Source organism: Streptomyces sp. NPDC085932 (assembly GCF_044540525.1).
GTDB classification, from domain to species: Bacteria; Actinomycetota; Actinomycetes; order Streptomycetales; family Streptomycetaceae; genus Streptomyces; species Streptomyces levis.
The window spans coordinates 177,878-194,412 of the sequence record NZ_JBITSJ010000001.1; the positions used below are offsets into that span (position 1 = coordinate 177,878).

Annotated in this window: 14 protein-coding genes; 11 read left to right on the forward strand and 3 right to left on the reverse strand. The window is 73.7% G+C overall.

Features of this window, described 5'->3' with window-relative positions:
- Window positions 1-60 precede the first annotated feature (60 nt).
- From ACIGAQ_RS00735 to ACIGAQ_RS00765, 7 genes are all read left to right on the forward strand, one after another.
- On the forward strand, window positions 61-1,236 hold the full coding sequence (locus tag ACIGAQ_RS00735) for a hypothetical protein (protein ID WP_399778115.1): 1,176 nt from the start codon (window positions 61-63) through the stop codon (window positions 1,234-1,236).
- A complete protein-coding gene (locus ACIGAQ_RS00740) occupies window positions 1,233-2,360 on the forward strand; it encodes a caspase family protein (RefSeq protein ID WP_399778117.1) in 1,128 nt (375 codons plus the stop codon). The genes ACIGAQ_RS00735 and ACIGAQ_RS00740 overlap by 4 nt, the downstream gene beginning before the upstream one ends.
- Window positions 2,361-2,457: 97 nt before the next feature.
- A complete protein-coding gene (locus ACIGAQ_RS00745) occupies window positions 2,458-2,694 on the forward strand; it encodes a hypothetical protein (RefSeq protein ID WP_311683211.1) in 237 nt (78 codons plus the stop codon).
- 95 nt (window positions 2,695-2,789) lie between these two features.
- Entirely contained in the window at window positions 2,790-4,475 is a 1,686-nt protein-coding gene (locus ACIGAQ_RS00750; RefSeq protein WP_399778119.1) for an HEXXH motif domain-containing protein, read from the forward strand.
- Window positions 4,476-4,602: 127 nt separating this feature from the next.
- Entirely contained in the window at window positions 4,603-5,826 is a 1,224-nt protein-coding gene (locus ACIGAQ_RS00755; RefSeq protein WP_399778121.1) for an arginine deiminase, read from the forward strand.
- Window positions 5,827-5,929: 103 nt separating this feature from the next.
- Window positions 5,930-6,937 carry an ornithine carbamoyltransferase gene (gene argF / locus ACIGAQ_RS00760; RefSeq protein ID WP_311683206.1) on the forward strand — a complete coding sequence of 336 codons (1,008 nt, stop codon included), beginning with the start codon at window positions 5,930-5,932 and terminating at the stop codon, window positions 6,935-6,937.
- 154 nt (window positions 6,938-7,091) lie between these two features.
- Window positions 7,092-8,522 carry an amino acid permease gene (locus ACIGAQ_RS00765; protein WP_362278171.1) on the forward strand — a complete coding sequence of 477 codons (1,431 nt, stop codon included), beginning with the start codon at window positions 7,092-7,094 and terminating at the stop codon, window positions 8,520-8,522.
- On the opposite strand, the gene ACIGAQ_RS00770 is transcribed toward ACIGAQ_RS00765, so the two are convergent.
- The gene (locus ACIGAQ_RS00770) at window positions 8,479-8,946 is read right to left on the reverse strand and encodes an ATP-binding protein (RefSeq protein WP_362278169.1); all 468 of its coding nucleotides are present in this window, start codon (window positions 8,944-8,946) and stop codon (window positions 8,479-8,481) included. The two genes, ACIGAQ_RS00765 and ACIGAQ_RS00770, sit on opposite strands and share 44 nt — an antisense overlap.
- A 308-nt stretch (window positions 8,947-9,254) precedes the next feature.
- Here ACIGAQ_RS00770 and ACIGAQ_RS00775 point away from each other — a divergent pair, with 308 nt between their 5' ends.
- Window positions 9,255-10,082 (forward strand): enoyl-CoA hydratase family protein, encoded by an 828-nt coding sequence (locus ACIGAQ_RS00775; RefSeq protein WP_362278167.1) that lies wholly within the window; start codon window positions 9,255-9,257, stop codon window positions 10,080-10,082.
- Window positions 10,067-12,424 carry a bifunctional salicylyl-CoA 5-hydroxylase/oxidoreductase gene (locus ACIGAQ_RS00780; RefSeq protein ID WP_399778124.1) on the forward strand — a complete coding sequence of 786 codons (2,358 nt, stop codon included), beginning with the start codon at window positions 10,067-10,069 and terminating at the stop codon, window positions 12,422-12,424. The genes ACIGAQ_RS00775 and ACIGAQ_RS00780 overlap by 16 nt, the downstream gene beginning before the upstream one ends.
- Here ACIGAQ_RS00780 and ACIGAQ_RS00785 read toward each other — a convergent pair.
- Window positions 12,408-13,235, reverse strand: a complete 828-nt coding sequence (locus ACIGAQ_RS00785; RefSeq protein ID WP_399778126.1) for a PaaX family transcriptional regulator C-terminal domain-containing protein — start codon at window positions 13,233-13,235, stop codon at window positions 12,408-12,410. The genes ACIGAQ_RS00780 and ACIGAQ_RS00785 overlap by 17 nt on opposite strands.
- 15 nt (window positions 13,236-13,250) lie before the next feature.
- Window positions 13,251-14,879: an AMP-binding protein gene (locus ACIGAQ_RS00790; protein WP_399778128.1), complete on the reverse strand. Its 1,629-nt coding sequence runs from the start codon at window positions 14,877-14,879 to the stop codon at window positions 13,251-13,253.
- Window positions 14,880-15,005: 126 nt separating this feature from the next.
- On the opposite strand from ACIGAQ_RS00790, the gene ACIGAQ_RS00795 reads away from it, so the two are divergent.
- Both ACIGAQ_RS00795 and ACIGAQ_RS00800 read left to right on the forward strand, forming a co-directional pair.
- Window positions 15,006-16,133 (forward strand): acyl-CoA dehydrogenase family protein, encoded by a 1,128-nt coding sequence (locus ACIGAQ_RS00795; RefSeq protein WP_399778130.1) that lies wholly within the window; start codon window positions 15,006-15,008, stop codon window positions 16,131-16,133.
- Window positions 16,130-16,528, forward strand: coding sequence for a RidA family protein (locus tag ACIGAQ_RS00800; RefSeq protein ID WP_311683190.1), 399 nt, complete (start codon window positions 16,130-16,132; stop codon window positions 16,526-16,528). Before ACIGAQ_RS00795 ends, ACIGAQ_RS00800 begins: the two co-directional genes overlap by 4 nt.
- Window positions 16,529-16,535: the final 7 nt, after the last annotated feature.

Genomic DNA, 16,535 nt, shown 5'->3' on the forward strand with positions numbered 1-16,535 from the left:
CAACTTCCGCGCGATAGTGAGGAGTTGACACCGCAAGGGTGTTCGTGTCACGGGGGGCGCATGACAGCGGTCGTCTTCGTTCACGGAACCGGGGTGCGGGAGCCGGCCCTCTCCGCCCTGGTGGAGCGGGTGACGGCCGGACTGGCGGCACAGCGCGCCGGTCTGGACGTCGTGCCCTACGCCTGGGGAGCGGCACACGGTGCCACCCTCGCGGCCGGCGGGGCCAGTCTCCCGCCGCGCTTCGGCACCACACGCGGCCTGGGAGAGGGCCCGGCGGGCCCGGACCCGGGCGACGAGACGGCCGCGGCGTGGGCCGTCCTCTACGACGACCCCTACGCCGAACTGGCCGCGGCGGCCACGGCATCCGGTCCGGCCGCCGAGCGTCCGCCCGGGACCCTGCCCCCGCAGGACCTCATACGCGCGCGGCTCGCCGCCCTCGCCGCCGGAGGCGACGCACCGGCGGCCGAGGCCGGCCCCGGACTCGCCCGGGCCGCCACCGCTCTGGCCGCCCATCCCCTGCTCGGACCCGCGGCCGAGGCCCTCCAGCCGGCGGACCTCGCGTTCTTGGCCGCCCGTTCCCTGACCGCCCGCGTCGTCGCCGACGCCCTCGACGCCGACTCCCCGCTCGTCCCCGTCGGTGCCACGCGGGACGCCGTCACCGACCGGATCGCCGAGGCCCTCGGCGCACCGCCCCGGGGTGCGGAACGGGGGCTGCGTTCCGTCCTGCTCCGGTCGGCCGGAGGCCTGGCAGCGCGGGCCGTGGAACGCCGCCGCCGCGCCCTCACCGAGGCCGCCCACCCCGCCGCCGGCGACATCCTGCGCTACCTGAGCCGGGGCGCGGCCTTCCGGGAGGGTCTGCGTGCCCTGGTCGCCAGCCTCGAGCCGCCCGTCGCCGTGGTCGGTCACAGCCTCGGCGGCATCATCGCCCTCGACACCCTGATCTCGCAGCCGCTGCCGCAGGTCGGCCTCCTGGTGACGGCCGGCTCCCAAGGGCCCTTCCTCTACGAGTCGGGCTCGCTGCCGTCCCTGGAACACCCCGCACCCCTGCCGCCGCACGTCCCCGCCTGGCTGAACCTGTACGACCCACGTGACCTGCTCGGCTACCTCGGCGCGGAACTCTTCCCCGGCCGGGTCACCGACGTCCCCGTCGACAGCGGCCAGCCGTTCCCCGCCGCGCACAGCGCCTACTGGACGAACCCCGTCGTGTACCGCCACATCGTGGACCACCTGCCGTGAACGGCCCGGTGCCGTCCGTCGATCCGGCCCGCGTGCACGCCCTCGTCGTCGGGATCGAGACGTACGAGGCCGGTGACGCCTGGCGGCTGCCCGGGCCCGCCCGGGACGCCGTGCGGTTCCGCCGGCTGCTGCGGGACGCCGGGGTACCGGAGTCCCAAGTGCGCCTGCACCTGGCCCCGTTGCCGCCGTACGACCCGCACGTCCCGTACCAGCCGGCGGACCGGGCGACCCTGCGCCGGGTCCTGGTGCGTGAGCTGTCCCCGGCCCAGGGCGATGTGCTGTGGGTGTGGTGGGGCGGGCACGGAGTGCTGGACCGGGCCGGGCGGTTGCGGCTGTTCTGCGCCGACGCGGGCGTGGCCGACAAGGTGGGGATCGACCTCGAATCCGCCCTCGCCCGGTTCACGAGCGACGCCGTGCCCGGGCTGCGGGAGCAGATGTGGGTCGTGGACGCCTGCGAGACCTTCGAGGAGGACCTCGCCTTCCGGGAGGCGCTGCCCGCCGACGCCCTGCCCGTGGGCCGGCCCACCCACGCGCACCGGCAGGTCGTGCTGCGCGCCGCCGGCCGGGGCAGGGCGGCGGCCAACGACCCGGTCCGGGCCACCGGTCTGTTCTCCGACGTCCTGCTGGGTCTGCTGGCCGAGCGGGCGGCCGCTCTGCCCGCACCGCCCGATCCGGAGGAACTGTTTCCGGCCGTTCGGGCGCGCATCGCGGCCCTCAGGGAAGAGGGCCGTACCCTTCAGCACCCGGAGATCCGGCTCCAGGGCCCCGAACGCACCGAGACCCTGCCGCCGTCGGTGCCGCCCGCCGCCCCGCGGTCCCTCACGGCGTTGCAGCGGGCGGTGGAGGCGCTCCTCGCCTACCCCGCGATGCACGACCCCGACGAACGGCAGACGGTCGTCACCGCGCTGAACCCCCGTGTCACAGCCGTACTGCGCCGGCACAGCAAGGCGCGCACCGACGTCGTCAACATCGTCGGCGGGCTCGCCCGCCGCGCCCCGGAGGCACTGTGGGACCTGTTCGACGCCGTCGTGTCCGTCGACGACGACCCGGAGCTGAAGGCCGAACTGGGCGCTGCGCTCGCCGAGTTGGCGCCGCCGGCGGCACACCGGCTTGATCGCCAGTGATCAGTGGCGTGATCGTACGGTTTTCGCCCCCGGGGGAAATGGCCATCATGGAAAGACACGGGGCATCGCGTGCCACCGTGCGAGAAGGGGGAGCATCTTGGACCAGCCGCCCGCTCTGCACCGCGCCGGAGCCGCCACCGCGCCTGAACCCGTCGTCGCCACCGCGGGGACCGGTGTCTGGGAATCCGATCTGGCGGACCTCGCGGCGCTGCCCCTGAGCGCCGTGGACGGTCTGCCCGCCCTGCCCCCCACCACGCGCCTGCTGACCGAGGTGCTGCGCGCCCGCAGCAGCATGAGGAGCGGCGAGGGCCCGGGGGGCGCCCGGGCCGATTAGCCGCCGACGCCGTCCCGACGGCAGCACCCCGGTGCGGCACCCGCACACGCACCGGGGTCCGCGCATGTCCCCGAGCGACCGAAAGGCCCGCGACGATGACCAGCGAGCAGCACCTCGCTCCACTCCGCATGCCGGACCGGCTCTTCGCGGAGCTGGCCGCCGGAGGTGGCTCGGCAGCGGCCGTCGCCTTCCTCGAACGAGCCGAACGGGCCCGGAGGTTGCTGCTCCTGCGCACCCTCCTGGGGCACCTCGACGACCTGTCCACGCCCCTCACCCCGGTCCCCGAGGCCTGGCGGGTGCTCAAGGAGGCGGCCGAGAAGTCGCCCGAGCCGGTCGAGCGGCTGCTGCTGGCACCGGCGACCGGCGGCTGGATCTCCCACATGCTGCGCCGGGTGCACGGCACGGCGAGCGGGCCGCCCCTGTGGGCGGAGGCCGGCCACCTGAGCGCGCTGGCCCTGTCGGCCGCCCTGCACGCGGGCACGGAGGCGGCACTGGACGTGCCCCTGACCGGCGGTCGGCTGCACCTGCCCGGGCTCGGGATGGTGCAACTGCCGGAAGCGGCCGGGGACCTGACCGTGGGCCGGGCCACGACCGCCGGGGGAGAGCTCACGGTCACCGGGCCGGGCCGCACGACCGGCTCGGTGGCGGTGACGTGCCGTCCGCTGACCCCGCGTGCGGACACCGGCACCTGGCTGCCGCTGCGCACCCTCACCCACCCCCGCCCCGGTGGCGGCGCCCCCCTCTCCGTCGTGCTCGAAGACCTCGACCCCTATCGCGATCTCGACGACCATCTGCCCCCGGCCCGGCTCGACGAGGACGAGGCCCGGGAGTGGCAGCGGCTGTTCGGCGAGGCGGTGCGGATCCTCGCCCGTCCGGGCCCGCCGGGCCCGGGGCGGGTCGACCCCGGCATGATCCGGGCGATCGTGCCCTTCGGGCGCACGTCGGTCAGCCCGCCCGCGCTGCCCTTCGTCCAGGTGTCGGCCTCCAGCGGCGACTCCTTCGGCGGCATGCTCATCGTCCGCCCGGCCTCCGCGCTGGCCCTCGCCGAGACCCTGGTGCACGAACTCCAGCACAGCAAGCTGGCCGCCCTCCTCCACCTGTTCCCGCTGCTGGAGGACGACCGTGCCGAGCGCTACTACGCCCCCTGGCGCACCGACCCCCGCCACCTCACCGGCCTGCTGCACGGGGCGTACGCCTTCACCGGTGTCGCGGGCTTCTGGCGGGACCGGCTGGCCGGCGCGGAGGGGGAGACGGCCGAGCGGGCGGCCTACTTCTTCGCCCTGCGCCGTCTGCAGAGCCGCCTGGCCGTGCGCACCCTGCTGGCCAGTGGCCGGCTGACCCTGCCGGGCCGCGCCCTCGTCTCCGGCCTCGCCCGCACCCTGGACGGCTGGCTGCGCGAACCCGTGCCGTCCGCCGCCCTGGCCCGGGCCCGCACGGCCGCCGCCCTGCACCGCACCGAGTGGCGCTTGCGCAACGTCGACCCCGCAGCGGAGCAGCCGTCGGACGGCCCCCTCTTCCGCCCCGACCGCACCCCCTGGCCCGACGATCGCACCCAGGCCTTCGCCATCCGTCCGGCCGCACCGCGCACCGCCGACGAGCACCTGGCCGCCGGGGACGCGGCCGCCGCGCTCACCGCGTACGCCGACCGGCTGGCCCGCGACCCGGCCGAGCCGCACGCCCTGGCCGGCTGGATCGTCGCCCGGGCCGCACTGGAACCGGGCCGTACGGCCCGCCGCATGCTGGCCCGCCCGGAACGTCTCCAGCCCCTGCCCAGCGGCTGACACCCGGTATCGGTCCCGGCTCCTTCCCCGGACCCCGGCCCGTTGTCGTCACCCCGACGCGAACAGAAGTGCGGCGAAACCCCGCGAGGAGCGCGTCAACCCGGGCCCCGCCGGTCAGGATGAAGGCATGGCATACCACGTCCAATCCGAGGCCGGGCGGCTGCGCCGCGTCATCCTGCACCGGCCCGATCTCGAGCTCAAAAGGCTCACCCCGAGCAACAAGACCTCGCTGCTCTTCGACGACGTGCTCTGGGTGCGCAGGGCCCGCGCCGAGCACGACGGGTTCGCCGACGTGCTGCGCGACCGGGGCGTCACCGTCCACCTCTTCGGTGACCTGCTGGCCGAGACGCTGGAGGTTCCCGAGGCGAGATCCCTCGTCCTGGACCGGGTCTTCGACGAGAAGGAGTACGGCCCCCTGGCCACCGACCACCTCAGAGCCGCCTTCGAGGACCTGCCCGGGCGGGAGCTCGCGGAAGTGCTGGTCGGCGGGATGACGAAGCGCGAGTTCCTCGACGTGCACCCCGAGCCCACCTCCGTGCGCTTCCACGCCATGGAACTCGACGACTTCCTGCTGGGCCCCCTGCCCAACCACCTCTTCACCCGCGACACCTCCGCCTGGATCTACGACGGCGTGTCCATCAACGCCATGCGCTGGCCCGCCCGGCAGCGCGAGACCGTGCACTTCGAGGCGATCTACCGGCACCACCCGCTCTTCCGCGACGAGACCTTCCGCCTCTGGTCGGAGGGCCAGGCCGACTACCCGTCCACCATCGAGGGCGGGGACGTGCTGGTCATCGGCAACGGGGCCGTGCTCATCGGCATGAGCGAGCGGACCACCCCACAGGCCGTGGAGATGCTCGCCCACAAGCTGTTCGCCGCCGGGTCGGCGCAGACGATCGTCGCCCTCGACATGCCGAAGCGCCGCGCCTTCATGCACCTGGACACCGTGATGACGATGGTCGACGGCGACACCTTCACCCAGTACGCGGGCCTCGGGATGCTCCGCTCGTACACCATCGAGCCGGGTGTCGGCGAGAAGGAGTTGAAGGTCACCGACCACCCCCCGGAGCACATGCACCGCGCGATCGCCGCGGCCCTCGGCCTGAACGAGATCCGCGTGCTCACCGCGACCCAGGACGTGCACGCCGCCGAGCGGGAGCAGTGGGACGACGGCTGCAACGTGCTCGCCGTGGAGCCCGGCGTGGTCGTCGCCTACGAGCGGAACGCCACCACCAACACCCACCTGCGCAAGCAGGGCATCGAGGTGATAGAGATCCCGGGCAGCGAACTGGGCCGGGGACGGGGCGGTCCGCGGTGCATGAGCTGCCCGGTCGAGCGCGACCCCGTGTGAGGACACCGGGCACGGACCCCGCTCCGTATAGACATGCTGAGTTTCGTATAGTATTCCAGGAGTCCGTGTCCCTGTTCCCGTCCCGTATCCCTGGAGCGCCCCCATGGCGACTGTCCCGACCGCCCTCGCCGGCCGCCACTTCCTCAAGGAGCTGGACTTCACCGAGGAGGAGTTCCGCGGTCTGGTCGAGCTGGCCGCCGAGCTGAAGGCCGCCAAGAAGGCCGGGACCGAGACCCCGTACCTGCGGGGCAGGAACATCGCGCTGATCTTCGAGAAGACCTCCACCCGCACCCGCTGCGCGTTCGAGGTCGCGGCCGCCGACCAGGGTGCCTCGACCACGTACCTGGACCCCTCCGGCTCCCAGATCGGGCACAAGGAGTCGGTCAAGGACACCGCGCGGGTGCTGGGCCGGATGTACGACGCGATCGAGTACCGGGGCGACAGCCAGCGGAAGGTGGAGGAGCTGGCGGAGTTCGCCGGGGTTCCCGTCTACAACGGGCTCACCGACGACTGGCACCCCACCCAGATGCTCGCCGACGTGTTGACCATGACCGAGCACTGCGCCAAGCCGCTGACGGAGATCGCCTTCGCCTACCTCGGCGACGCCCGCTTCAACATGGGTAACTCCTACCTGGTGACCGGCGCCCTGCTCGGCATGGACGTCCGTCTCGTCGCGCCGAAGGCCTACTGGCCGGCGGAGGAGGTCGTCGACCGGGCGCGCGCCCTCGCCGAGAGCAGCGGCGCCCGGATCACCCTCACCGAGACCCTGGACGAGGGCGTCCGCGGCGCCGACTTCGTCGCCACCGACGTGTGGGTCTCCATGGGCGAGCCGAAGGAGGTCTGGGACGAGCGCATCACGGCCCTCGCCCCGTACGCCGTGACCATGGACGTGCTGCGCGCCACCGGCAACCCGGACGTGAAGTTCCTGCACTGCCTGCCCGCCTTCCACGACCTCGGCACGAAGGTCGGCCGGGAGATCCACGCCTCGCACGGCCTGGACCACCTGGAGGTCTCCGACGAGGTCTTCGAGTCGGCCCACTCGGTCGTCTTCGACGAGGCGGAGAACCGGATGCACACCATCAAGGCGGTCATGGTCGCGACCCTGGCCTGAACCGGCCGGAACGACCCCCGTCCCAGCCGGCCGTGCCATCCCTCGCCTGAACAGGCCTTATGCTGACCGGCGGTCCGGAACCACCCCTCCTCCGCGGCCGTCCGCGCGACACACCCGTCGCACTCCCGCACCACCAGAAACGAGCACCACCCGCATGCCCCGCTACAAGTCGCCCCATCTGCTGGTGGCCGAATCCGGCGCCGACCGCGAAGGCCACGGCCTCAAGCGCACGATGGGCCTCTTCCAGCTCGTCTGCTTCGGCGTCGGCGCGATCGTCGGCACCGGCATCTTCGTCGGCCTGTCCGACTCGGTGGCCCAGGCCGGCCCGGCCGTCGTCGTCTCGTTCGTCCTGGCCGCGATCACCTGCGTCTTCACTGCGTTCGCCTTCGCCGAGTTGGGCGGCGCGATCCCGGTCTCCGGCTCCTCGTACTCCTTCGCCTACGCCGGACTCGGCGAGGGCACGGCCTTCCTCGTCGGCTGGTGCCTGCTGCTGGAGTACGGCGTGTCGGTGTCCGCGGTGGCGGTCGGCTGGAGCCAGTACGTCAACGAACTCCTCGACGGCCTCGTCGGGCTGCGGCTCCCCGCGGCCCTGTCGGGCGGCCCCGCCGACGGCGGCGTGATCAACCTCCCGGCCGTGATCGTCATCGCCATGGCCGCCGTCCTGCTGGTCCGCGGGGTGCGTGAGAGCGCCCGGGCCACGGCCGCGATGGCCGTCCTCAAGCTCGCCGTCCTCGTGGCCTTCGTCGCGATCGGCTTCACCGCCTTCCAGGACGGCAACCTCACGCCGTTCTCCCCGGAGGGCCTGGCCGGCATCGGCGCGGGCACCACCGCCGCCTTCTTCTCGTACATCGGCTTCGACGCGATCACCACGGCCGGCGAGGAGGCGAAGAACCCCCGCCGGGACATCCCGGTGGCGATCCTCGTCTGCATCGGCCTGGTCACCGTGCTCTACTGCGCGGTCGCGCTCGCCGCCATCGGGGCCATCGGCGGCGACGCGGTCGGCGGCCGTCCCGCCGCGCTGTCGTACGTGGTCAACCAGGTCACCGGCTCCACCGTCGGCGGCGGCGTGATCGCCTTCGGCGCCGTCGTCGCGATCGCCTCCGTGGTGCTCGCCGTGATGTACGGCCAGACCCGGATCCTGATGTCGATGTCCCGTGACGGGCTCGTCCCGCGGGTCTTCGAGAAGGTCTCGCCCAAGACCTCCACACCGGTCGCCGGCACGCTGATCGTCGCGCTCGTCTTCGCGCTCCCCGCGGCCTTCGCGCCGCTGGACGCGGTGGTCAACCTGTGCACCATCGGCACGCTCGCCGTCATGGCCGCCGTCAACGTCGCGGTCATCGCCCTGCGCCGCCGGGAGCCGGGCCTCGCCCGCACCTTCCGCGTGCCGCTGTACCCGGTCACGCCGCTGCTCGGCGTCGGCTTCTGCCTGTACCTGATGTACGAGACGGGCCGGGCGACCTGGATCCAGTTCGCCGTCTTCCTGGCGGTGGGTGCCGCCCTGTACCTGCTCTACGGGCGCCGGAACTCGCGGCTCGCCCGCGTCACTCCGCCGGACGCCGAGGAGCGGGTACCGCAGGCAGTCTGAACCAGACCGCCTTGCCCGACTCGGTCGGACGGTGCCCGCACGAGGAGCTCAGGGCGCGGATCAGCAGCAGCCCGCGCCCGTGCTCCTGCCAGGGGTCGGGCGGCCCGCCGGCCGGGCAGGTGAGGTCGCCGGGCGGGGCCGGGTCGGTGTCGTGCACCTCGACCTGGCACCCCGACGGCATCAGCTCCACGACCAGCTCTATCGGCGTCTCGCCGGAGGTGTGCTCCACGGCGTTGGCCACCAGCTCCGCCGTGAGCAGCTCGGCGGTGTCGCAGTCCGCCCCGTGCTCCAGCTCGGCCAGCGCCGTACGGACCAGGGCACGGGCCACGGGCACCGCCGCGGCGGTGTGCGGCAGCGCGACGCGCCAGGAGGCGGGGGCTGAGGGGAGTTCGTACAAGGCGGGTCCGTTCATGGAGCAGGACATCCTGCTTTCAACCTTATGAATGGTACGGCGCCACTTCCCGGACGCGTCCGAGGGGCACCGGTGGGGGGCACCGTCGCCCCCCTTACCGGCGGCTTACCCAGGTGAACGCGGTGCCGCGCACGGCTGCTCCCACCGTTACGCCGGTGTGGACGAGCTGTGACGGATGTGACCGGCCCGGAGCACTCCCGGACTCACGGGATTCCTACCCGGACGGCGTATCGCGCACTCATGACGACAGTCACGGATGAGTGATAGCTTCGGGGGGTAGAGCTCTGTGAGGCAGTGCCCGCCCTAGGAGGCCGCCCGTCATGAGTCCCTTCACCGGCTCCGCCGCCCGCACCCCCGGCTGGGAGCATCTGCGCGTCGACGTCGCCGACGGCGTCGCCACCGTCACCCTGGCCCGCCCCGCCAAGCTCAACGCGCTCACCTTCGGCGCCTACGCCGACCTGCGCGACCTGCTCGCCGAGCTGTCCCGCGAGCGGTCCGTCCGGGCGCTGGTGCTGGCCGGCGAGGGACGCGGCTTCTGCTCCGGCGGCGACGTCGACGAGATCATCGGCGCCACGCTCGCCATGGACACCGCCCAGCTGCTCGACTTCAACCGGATGACCGGCCAGGTGGTCCGCGCGCTCCGCGAGTGCCCGTTCCCGGTGATCGCCTCCCTGCACGGGGTGGCGGCGGGCGCCGGGGCGGTCCTGGCCCTGGCCGCCGACTTCCGCGTCGCCGACCCCACCACCCGCTTCGCGTTCCTCTTCACCCGCGTCGGCCTCTCCGGCGGCGACATGGGCGCGGCCTACCTCCTGCCCAGGGTCGTCGGCCTGGGCCACGCCACCCGCCTGCTGATGCTGGGCGACCCGGTCCGCGCCCCCGAGGCCGAGCGCATCGGCCTGATCAGCGAACTGACGGAGGAGGGCGAGGCCGACGAGACGTCGCAGCGGCTGGCCCACCGCCTGGCGGAGGGCCCCGCCCTCGCGTACGCCCAGACCAAGGCCCTCCTGACGTCCGAGCTGGACATGCCCCTGGCGGCCTCGATCGAACTGGACGCCTCGACCCAGGCCCTCCTCATGACCGGAGAGGACTACGCCGAGTTCCACGCTGCGTTCACGGAGAAGCGCCCCCCGAAATGGAGCGGACGATAGTGGACGCACCTCGAGGGGCGCGGGGAACTGCGCGAGCAACCACCGGGCACCCGCAGTCGCACACCGGGCCGGACCACCCCCTGCGTGTCGCGATCATCGGCGGCGGCCCTGGCGGCCTCTACGCCGCAGTCCTCCTCAAACGCCTCGACCCCACCCGCGACATCACCGTCTGGGAACGCAACGCCCCCGACGACACCTTCGGCTTCGGCGTGGTCCTCTCCGACGAGACCCTCGGCGGCATAGAGCACGCCGACCCCACGGTCCACCAGGCCCTCCAACGGGATTTCGTCCGCTGGGACGACATCGACATCGTCCACCGGGGCGTGCGCCACACCTCCGGCGGCCACGGGTTCGCCGCGCTCGGCCGCCGGCGCCTGCTGGAGATCCTCCACAGCCGCTGCCGCGACCTCGGCGTCCGTCTCCGCTTCCGCACCGAGGCCCCCGGCGACCTCCCGGACACCCACGACCTGGTCATCGCAGCGGACGGCGTCCACAGCACCACCCGCGAGAGGTACGCGGACGTCTTCCGCCCCCGGGTGACCGCACACCGCTGCCGCTACATCTGGCTCGCCGCCGACTTCGCCTTCGGCTCCTTCCGCTTCGACATCGCCGAGACCGAACACGGCGTGATGCAGCTCCACGGCTACCCCTACGCGCCGGACGCCTCCACCGTGATCATCGAGATGCGCGAGGAGGTCTGGCAGGCGGCCGGCTTCGACGAGCTCGGCGAGGCCGAGTCGATCGAGCGCTGCGCCAAGATCTTCGCCGAGACGCTGAACGGCCGGCCCCTGCGCTCCAACAACTCCACCTGGACGACGTTCCGCACGGTCGTCAACGAGCGCTGGTCGCACGGCAACGTCGTGCTCCTCGGCGACGCCGCGCACACCGCCCACTTCTCCATCGGCTCCGGTACGAAGCTGGCCGTCGAGGACGCCCTGGCGCTCGCGGCGTGCCTGCAGGAGCAGGACACCCTGCCCGAGGCGCTGGCAGCCTACGAGGCCGAGCGGCGCCCGGTCGTCGCCTCCACGCAGCGCGCGGCACGCGCCAGTCTGGAGTGGTTCGAGGACATCGCCCGCTACCTGGACCAGCCGCCGCGCCAGTTCGCCTTCAACCTGCTCACCCGCAGCCGCCGCGTCACCCACGACAACCTCCGCCTGCGCGACGCGCACTTCACACAGGCGGTGGAGCGGGAGTTCGGCTGCCCGCCCGGCACGCCCCCCATGTTCACCCCGTTCCGGCTACGCGGCCTGACCCTGCGCAACCGGGTCGTCGTCTCGCCCATGGACATGTACTCGGCGGTCGACGGCGTCCCCGGCGACTTCCACCTCGTCCACCTGGGCGCGCGGGCGCTGGGCGGGGCCGGGCTGGTGATGACCGAGATGGTGTGCGTCAGCGAGGAGGGCCGGATCACGCCCGGCTGCGCCGGCCTCTACACCGGACGGCAGGCGGAGGCCTGGAAACGGATCACGGACTTCGTGCACGCGCAGGCCCCCGGCACGGCGCTCGGCGTGCAGCTCGGGCACAGCGGCCGCAAGGGCTCCACGAAGGTGATGTGGGAGGGCATGGACGAGCCGCTCCCGGAGGGCAACTGGCCGCTCGTGGCCGCGTCGCCGCTGCCGTACAAGCCGTCCGGCCAGACGCCGCGGGAGCTGTCCCGCGCCCAGCTCACCGATCTGCGCGAGCAGTTCGCCGCCGCCGCCTGCCGTGCCGCCCGGGCCGGCTTCGACCTGCTCGAACTGCACTGCGCCCACGGCTATCTGCTCTCCGGCTTCCTCTCCCCGCTGACCAACCGCCGCACCGACGCCTACGGCGGCACCCTGGACAAGCGGCTCCGCTTCCCGCTGGAGGTCTTCGACGCCGTACGGAACGCGTGGCCGGGGGAGCGGCCCATGACGGTCCGCGTCTCCGCGACCGACTGGGCCGAGGGCGGCACGAGCGCCGAGGAGGCCGTGGAGATCGCCCGGGCCTTCGCCGCGCACGGCGCCGACGCGATCGACGTGTCGACAGGACAGGTCGTGGCGGACGAGCGGCCCGACTTCGGACGCTCCTACCAGACGCCCTTCGCCGACCGGATCCGGCACGCCACCGGCGTCCCCGTGATCGCGGTCGGCGCGATCTCCTCCTGGGACGACGTCAACTCCCTGATCCTGGCGGGCCGCACGGACCTGTGCGCCCTGGGCCGCCCGCACCTGTACGACCCGCACTGGACCCTGCACGCGGCGGCCGAACAGGGCTACACGGGTCCGGCCGCCCCCTGGCCGGCCCCCTACCGCGCGGGCAGCCGCCGCCCCCGCACAGGCCGCACGGACGCCCCGAAGCCGCGGCTCACGCTGGGGAACTGAGCGGTCCGACGAACCCGGCCCCCGCATCCCGCAGCCGTTCGTGCAGCCCCCGGAACACCGCCGACGAACGGACGCCCGGCCAGTCGCCGGGGAGGAGGCCGGCGGGCAGGCCCGGGTCGGTGTACGGGAGGTGGCGCCAGGAGTCCAAGGCGAGGAGGTAGTCGCGGTAGGCCTCCTCGGGCGGTGTGTCCTCGCGCTTCTCCCAGGCGCGCAGGACGTGTTCGTGGCGGTCGAGGAACGCCTCGTGCTCCTTGGCGATGGCCGTCAGGTCCCACCAGCGCGCGACGGCGTCGGCGGTCGGGGCGAAACCGAGGTGGTCGCCGCGGAAGAAGTCGACGTACGTGTCGAGCCGCAGTCGCTGCAGGGTGTGCCGGGTCTCCTCGTACAGCCGCGCGGGCGCGATCCACACGCCGGGGGCCGCCGTGCCGAAGCCGAGGCCGGACAGGCGCGAGCGCAGCACGTGCCGCTTCTGCCGCTCCGACTCCGGCACCGAGAACACCGCCAGCACCCAGCCCTCGTCCTCCGGCGGAGCGGTGGCGTAGATGCGCCGGTCGCCGTCGTCGAGCAACTGGCGTGCGTCCGGGGACAGTTCGTAGCCCGCCGCGCCCTGGGCGGTGCGGGCGGGCAGGAGCAGTCCGCGTCTCTTGAGCCGCGACACCGAGGAGCGCACGGACGGGGCGTCCACGCCGACCGCGGCCAGCAGCCGGATCAGTTCGGCGACGGGCACGGGGCCCGGGACGAAGCGCCCGTACGCGCCGTAGAGCGTGACGATGAGAGACCGTGGTGCATGCTGGTCGGACACGTTGATCATCTTAGGTCGTACGGATCAGTCCCGGCCGCCTTCCGCGTACGGGCTTCCGGTGCGCGGGTCTTCGGCGCGGAGCCGGAACCGCTGGAGCTTTCCGGTGGCCGTGCGCGGCAGCGCGTCCAGGAACACGATCTCCCGCGGGCACTTGTAGGGCGCCAGTTCGCCCTTCACGAAGGCGCGCAGGGCCTCGGCGTCCCGCTCGGCGCCCTCCTTCAGCACGGCGAAGGCCACCACGACCTGGCCGCGTACCTCGTCGGGCCGTCCGACGACCGCCGCCTCCACCACGTCCGGGTGGCGCAGCAGCGCGTCCTCGACCTCGGGGCCCGCGATGTTGTACCCGGCCGAGATGATCATGTCGTCGGCGCGGGCGACGTACCGGAACCAGCCGTCGGGCTCGCGGACGTAGGTGTCGCCGGTGACGTTCCAGCCGTCGCGCACGTACACGCGCTGCCGCGGGTCGGCGAGGTAGCGGCAGCCGACCGGTCCGCGCACGGCGAGGAGCCCGGGCCGCCCGTCGGGCACCGGCCGGCCGTCCGCGTCCTGCACGCGCGCCTGCCAGCCCGGCACGGGGACGCCCGTGGTGCCCGGTCGGATGTCCTCGTCCGCGGCGGAGATGAAGATGTGCAACAGCTCGGTGGCGCCGATGCCGTTGATGAGGCGCAGGCCGGTGCGGTCGTGCCAGGCCCGCCAGGTGGCGGCGGGCAGGTTCTCGCCGGCCGAGACGCAGCGGCGCAGGGACGACAGGTCGTGGCCGTCGAGTTCGCCGAGCATCGCGCGGTACGCCGTGGGCGCGGTGAACAGCACGGTGACCCGGTGCCGGGCGATGGCCGGCAGCAGCTGCCGGGGGCCCGCCTGCTCCAGCAGCAGCGCGCTCGCCCCGGCCCGCAGCGGGAAGACGACCAGTCCGCCGAGCCCGAAGGTGAAGCCGAGCGGGGGGCTGCCGGTGAACACGTCGCCGGGGCGGGGCCGCAGCACGTGCCGGGAGAAGGTGTCGGCGATCGCCAGGACGTCCCGGTGGAAGTGCATGCAGCCCTTGGGGCGGCCGGTGGTGCCGGAGGTGAAGGCGATCAGCGCCACGTCGTCGGCCGCGGTCGCGACGGCCTCGAACGGTGCCCGGGGCGCGGGGCGGCGGAGGAGGTCGTCCGGCGCGTCACCGCCGTACGTCGTGATGCGCAGGCCGGGGATCTCGGCCTTGGCGAGGTCGTCGACGGAGCGGATGTCGCACAGCGCGTGCCGCACCCGGGCGATCTCGCACAGCGTGCTCAGCTCGTGCGGACGCTGCTGGGCGAGCACCGTCACCGCCACGGCCCCCGCCTTCAGCACCGCCAGCCAGCAGGCGGCGAGCCAGGGGGTGGTGGGGCCGCGCAGCAGCACCCGGTTGCCGGGGACGACGCCGAGCTCGCCGGTGAGCAGGTGGGCCACGCGGTCGACCTGGGCGCGCAGATCGGCGTACGTCCACGCCGCGCCGGTGGGGGTGAGGAAGGCGGGCCGGTCGCCGGGCTGGCCGGTGAGCAGCTCGGCCGCGCAGTTGAGCCGTTCGGGGTAGCGCAGCTCCGGGAGGTCGAAGCGGAGCTCGGGCCATTGGTCCGGGGGTGGCAGATGGTCGCGCGCGAAGGTGTCGACATGGGCCGTGCGCCGTGGATTCATACGGTTCGCCCCCTTGGCGTGGTGGGCTCGCCCCTGGAGCGTATCGTGTTGGTGACGACAGTCAACGGTCCGCGATAGCCTCGGAGTGGCCCGGCCGGAAGCAGGGCGGCGGAGAAGGGACCGGCGATGACCGCATTCTCGCTCGAACCGGCACAACTCGCCTGGTGCGCCGAGCTGCGTGCCCTGGCCGCGGAGCGGCTGCGCCCCCTGGCCGAGAAGGGCGAACCGGGCCGGGTGAACCGGCCCCTGGTCGCCGAACTGGGCCGACTCGGTCTCATCGAGCGCCTGTTCGCCGCGGGCGCGCTCGACCTGTGCCTGATGCGCGAGTCCCTGGCCCAGGCCTGCACGGAGGCGGAGACGGCCCTGGCCCTCCAGGGCCTCGGCGCCCACCCGGTCCACGCCCACGGCACCGGCGCCCAACGGGACCGCTGGCTCCCCGCGGTGACCGACGGCACGGCCGTCGCGGCCTTCGCCCTGAGCGAGCCCGGGGCGGGCTCGGACGCCGCGGCCCTGGCCCTGACCGCCCACCCCGACGGCCCCGCCCGCTGGCGGCTCTCCGGTGAGAAGTGCTGGATCTCCAACGCCCCCGAGGCGGACTTCTACACCGTCTTCGCGCGGACCACCGCGGGCGCCGGCGCCCGCGGCGTCACGGCGTTCCTCCTGCCCGCCGACCGCCCGGGACTGACCGGACACGGGCTCGACATGCTCTCGCCGCACCCGATCGGCGCACTCGACCTCGACGGCGTACCGGTCACGGCCGGCGACGTGCTCGGTGAGGTCGACCGCGGCTTCCGGGTGGCCATGGGCACGCTGAACCTGTTCCGGCCCAGCGTCGGCGCCTTCGCCGTCGGCATGGCGCAGGCGGCGCTCGACGCGACCCTCGACCACACCGCCCGCCGCGACGCCTTCGGCGGCAAGCTGCGTGACCTGCAGGCCGTCTCCCACCAGGTCGCCGAGATGGCCCTGCGCACGGAGGCGGCCCGGCTGATGGTCTACGCGGCGGCGACCGCGTACGACGAGGGCGCCCCGGACGTGCCCGGACGCTCCGCCATGGCGAAACTGCTCGCCACCGAGACCGCGCAGTACGTCGTCGACACGGCCGTCCAGCTGCACGGCGCCCGGGCGCTGCGCCGCGGCCACCTGCTCGAACACCTCTACCGCGAGGTGCGCGCCCCGCGCGTCTACGAGGGCGCGAGCGAGATCCAACGCGGCATCATCGCCAAGGAGTTGTACGCCAGGCAGGAGGCCCGGTGAGCATCGAACGCGTCAATCCGCCCGAGCTGTCCCCGCCCGCCGGCTTCTCCCACGCCGTCGTGGCCAGTGGCTCCCGCGTGGTGTTCCTGGCGGGACAGACCGCGCTGGACACCGACGGCAAGGTGGTCGGAGCGACCCTGCCCGAGCAGTTCGAGAAGGCCCTCGCCAACCTGCTGGACGCCCTCGCCGCGGCCGGCGGCACCCCGGCCGACCTGGCCCGCGTCACCGTCTACGCCACGGACGTCGCCGCCTACCGCGCCCACGCCCCGGAACTGGGCCGCCGGTGGCGGGAACTGGCCGGCCGCGATTACCCGGCCATGGCGGTCGTCCAGGTGGTCCGGCTGTGGGACGAGGAAGCGCTGGTGGAACTGGACGGCTTCGCGGTCCTGCCCTGACGCCGCC

Excerpts from the sequence above, each read along its gene's own strand:
- ACIGAQ_RS00735 (WP_399778115.1), top strand. The coding sequence starts at position 61 with ATGACAGCGGTCGTCTTCGTTCACGGAACCGGGGTGCGGGAGCCGGCC.
- ACIGAQ_RS00750 (WP_399778119.1), top strand. The coding sequence starts at position 2,790 with ATGACCAGCGAGCAGCACCTCGCTCCACTCCGCATGCCGGACCGGCTC.
- ACIGAQ_RS00755 (WP_399778121.1), top strand. The coding sequence starts at position 4,603 with ATGGCATACCACGTCCAATCCGAGGCCGGGCGGCTGCGCCGCGTCATC.
- argF (WP_311683206.1), top strand. The coding sequence starts at position 5,930 with ATGGCGACTGTCCCGACCGCCCTCGCCGGCCGCCACTTCCTCAAGGAG.
- ACIGAQ_RS00765 (WP_362278171.1), top strand. The coding sequence starts at position 7,092 with ATGCCCCGCTACAAGTCGCCCCATCTGCTGGTGGCCGAATCCGGCGCC.
- ACIGAQ_RS00770 (WP_362278169.1), bottom strand. The coding sequence starts at position 8,946 with ATGTCCTGCTCCATGAACGGACCCGCCTTGTACGAACTCCCCTCAGCC.
- ACIGAQ_RS00775 (WP_362278167.1), top strand. The coding sequence starts at position 9,255 with ATGAGTCCCTTCACCGGCTCCGCCGCCCGCACCCCCGGCTGGGAGCAT.
- ACIGAQ_RS00780 (WP_399778124.1), top strand. The coding sequence starts at position 10,067 with ATGGAGCGGACGATAGTGGACGCACCTCGAGGGGCGCGGGGAACTGCG.
- ACIGAQ_RS00785 (WP_399778126.1), bottom strand. The coding sequence starts at position 13,235 with ATGATCAACGTGTCCGACCAGCATGCACCACGGTCTCTCATCGTCACG.
- ACIGAQ_RS00790 (WP_399778128.1), bottom strand. The coding sequence starts at position 14,879 with ATGAATCCACGGCGCACGGCCCATGTCGACACCTTCGCGCGCGACCAT.
- ACIGAQ_RS00795 (WP_399778130.1), top strand. The coding sequence starts at position 15,006 with ATGACCGCATTCTCGCTCGAACCGGCACAACTCGCCTGGTGCGCCGAG.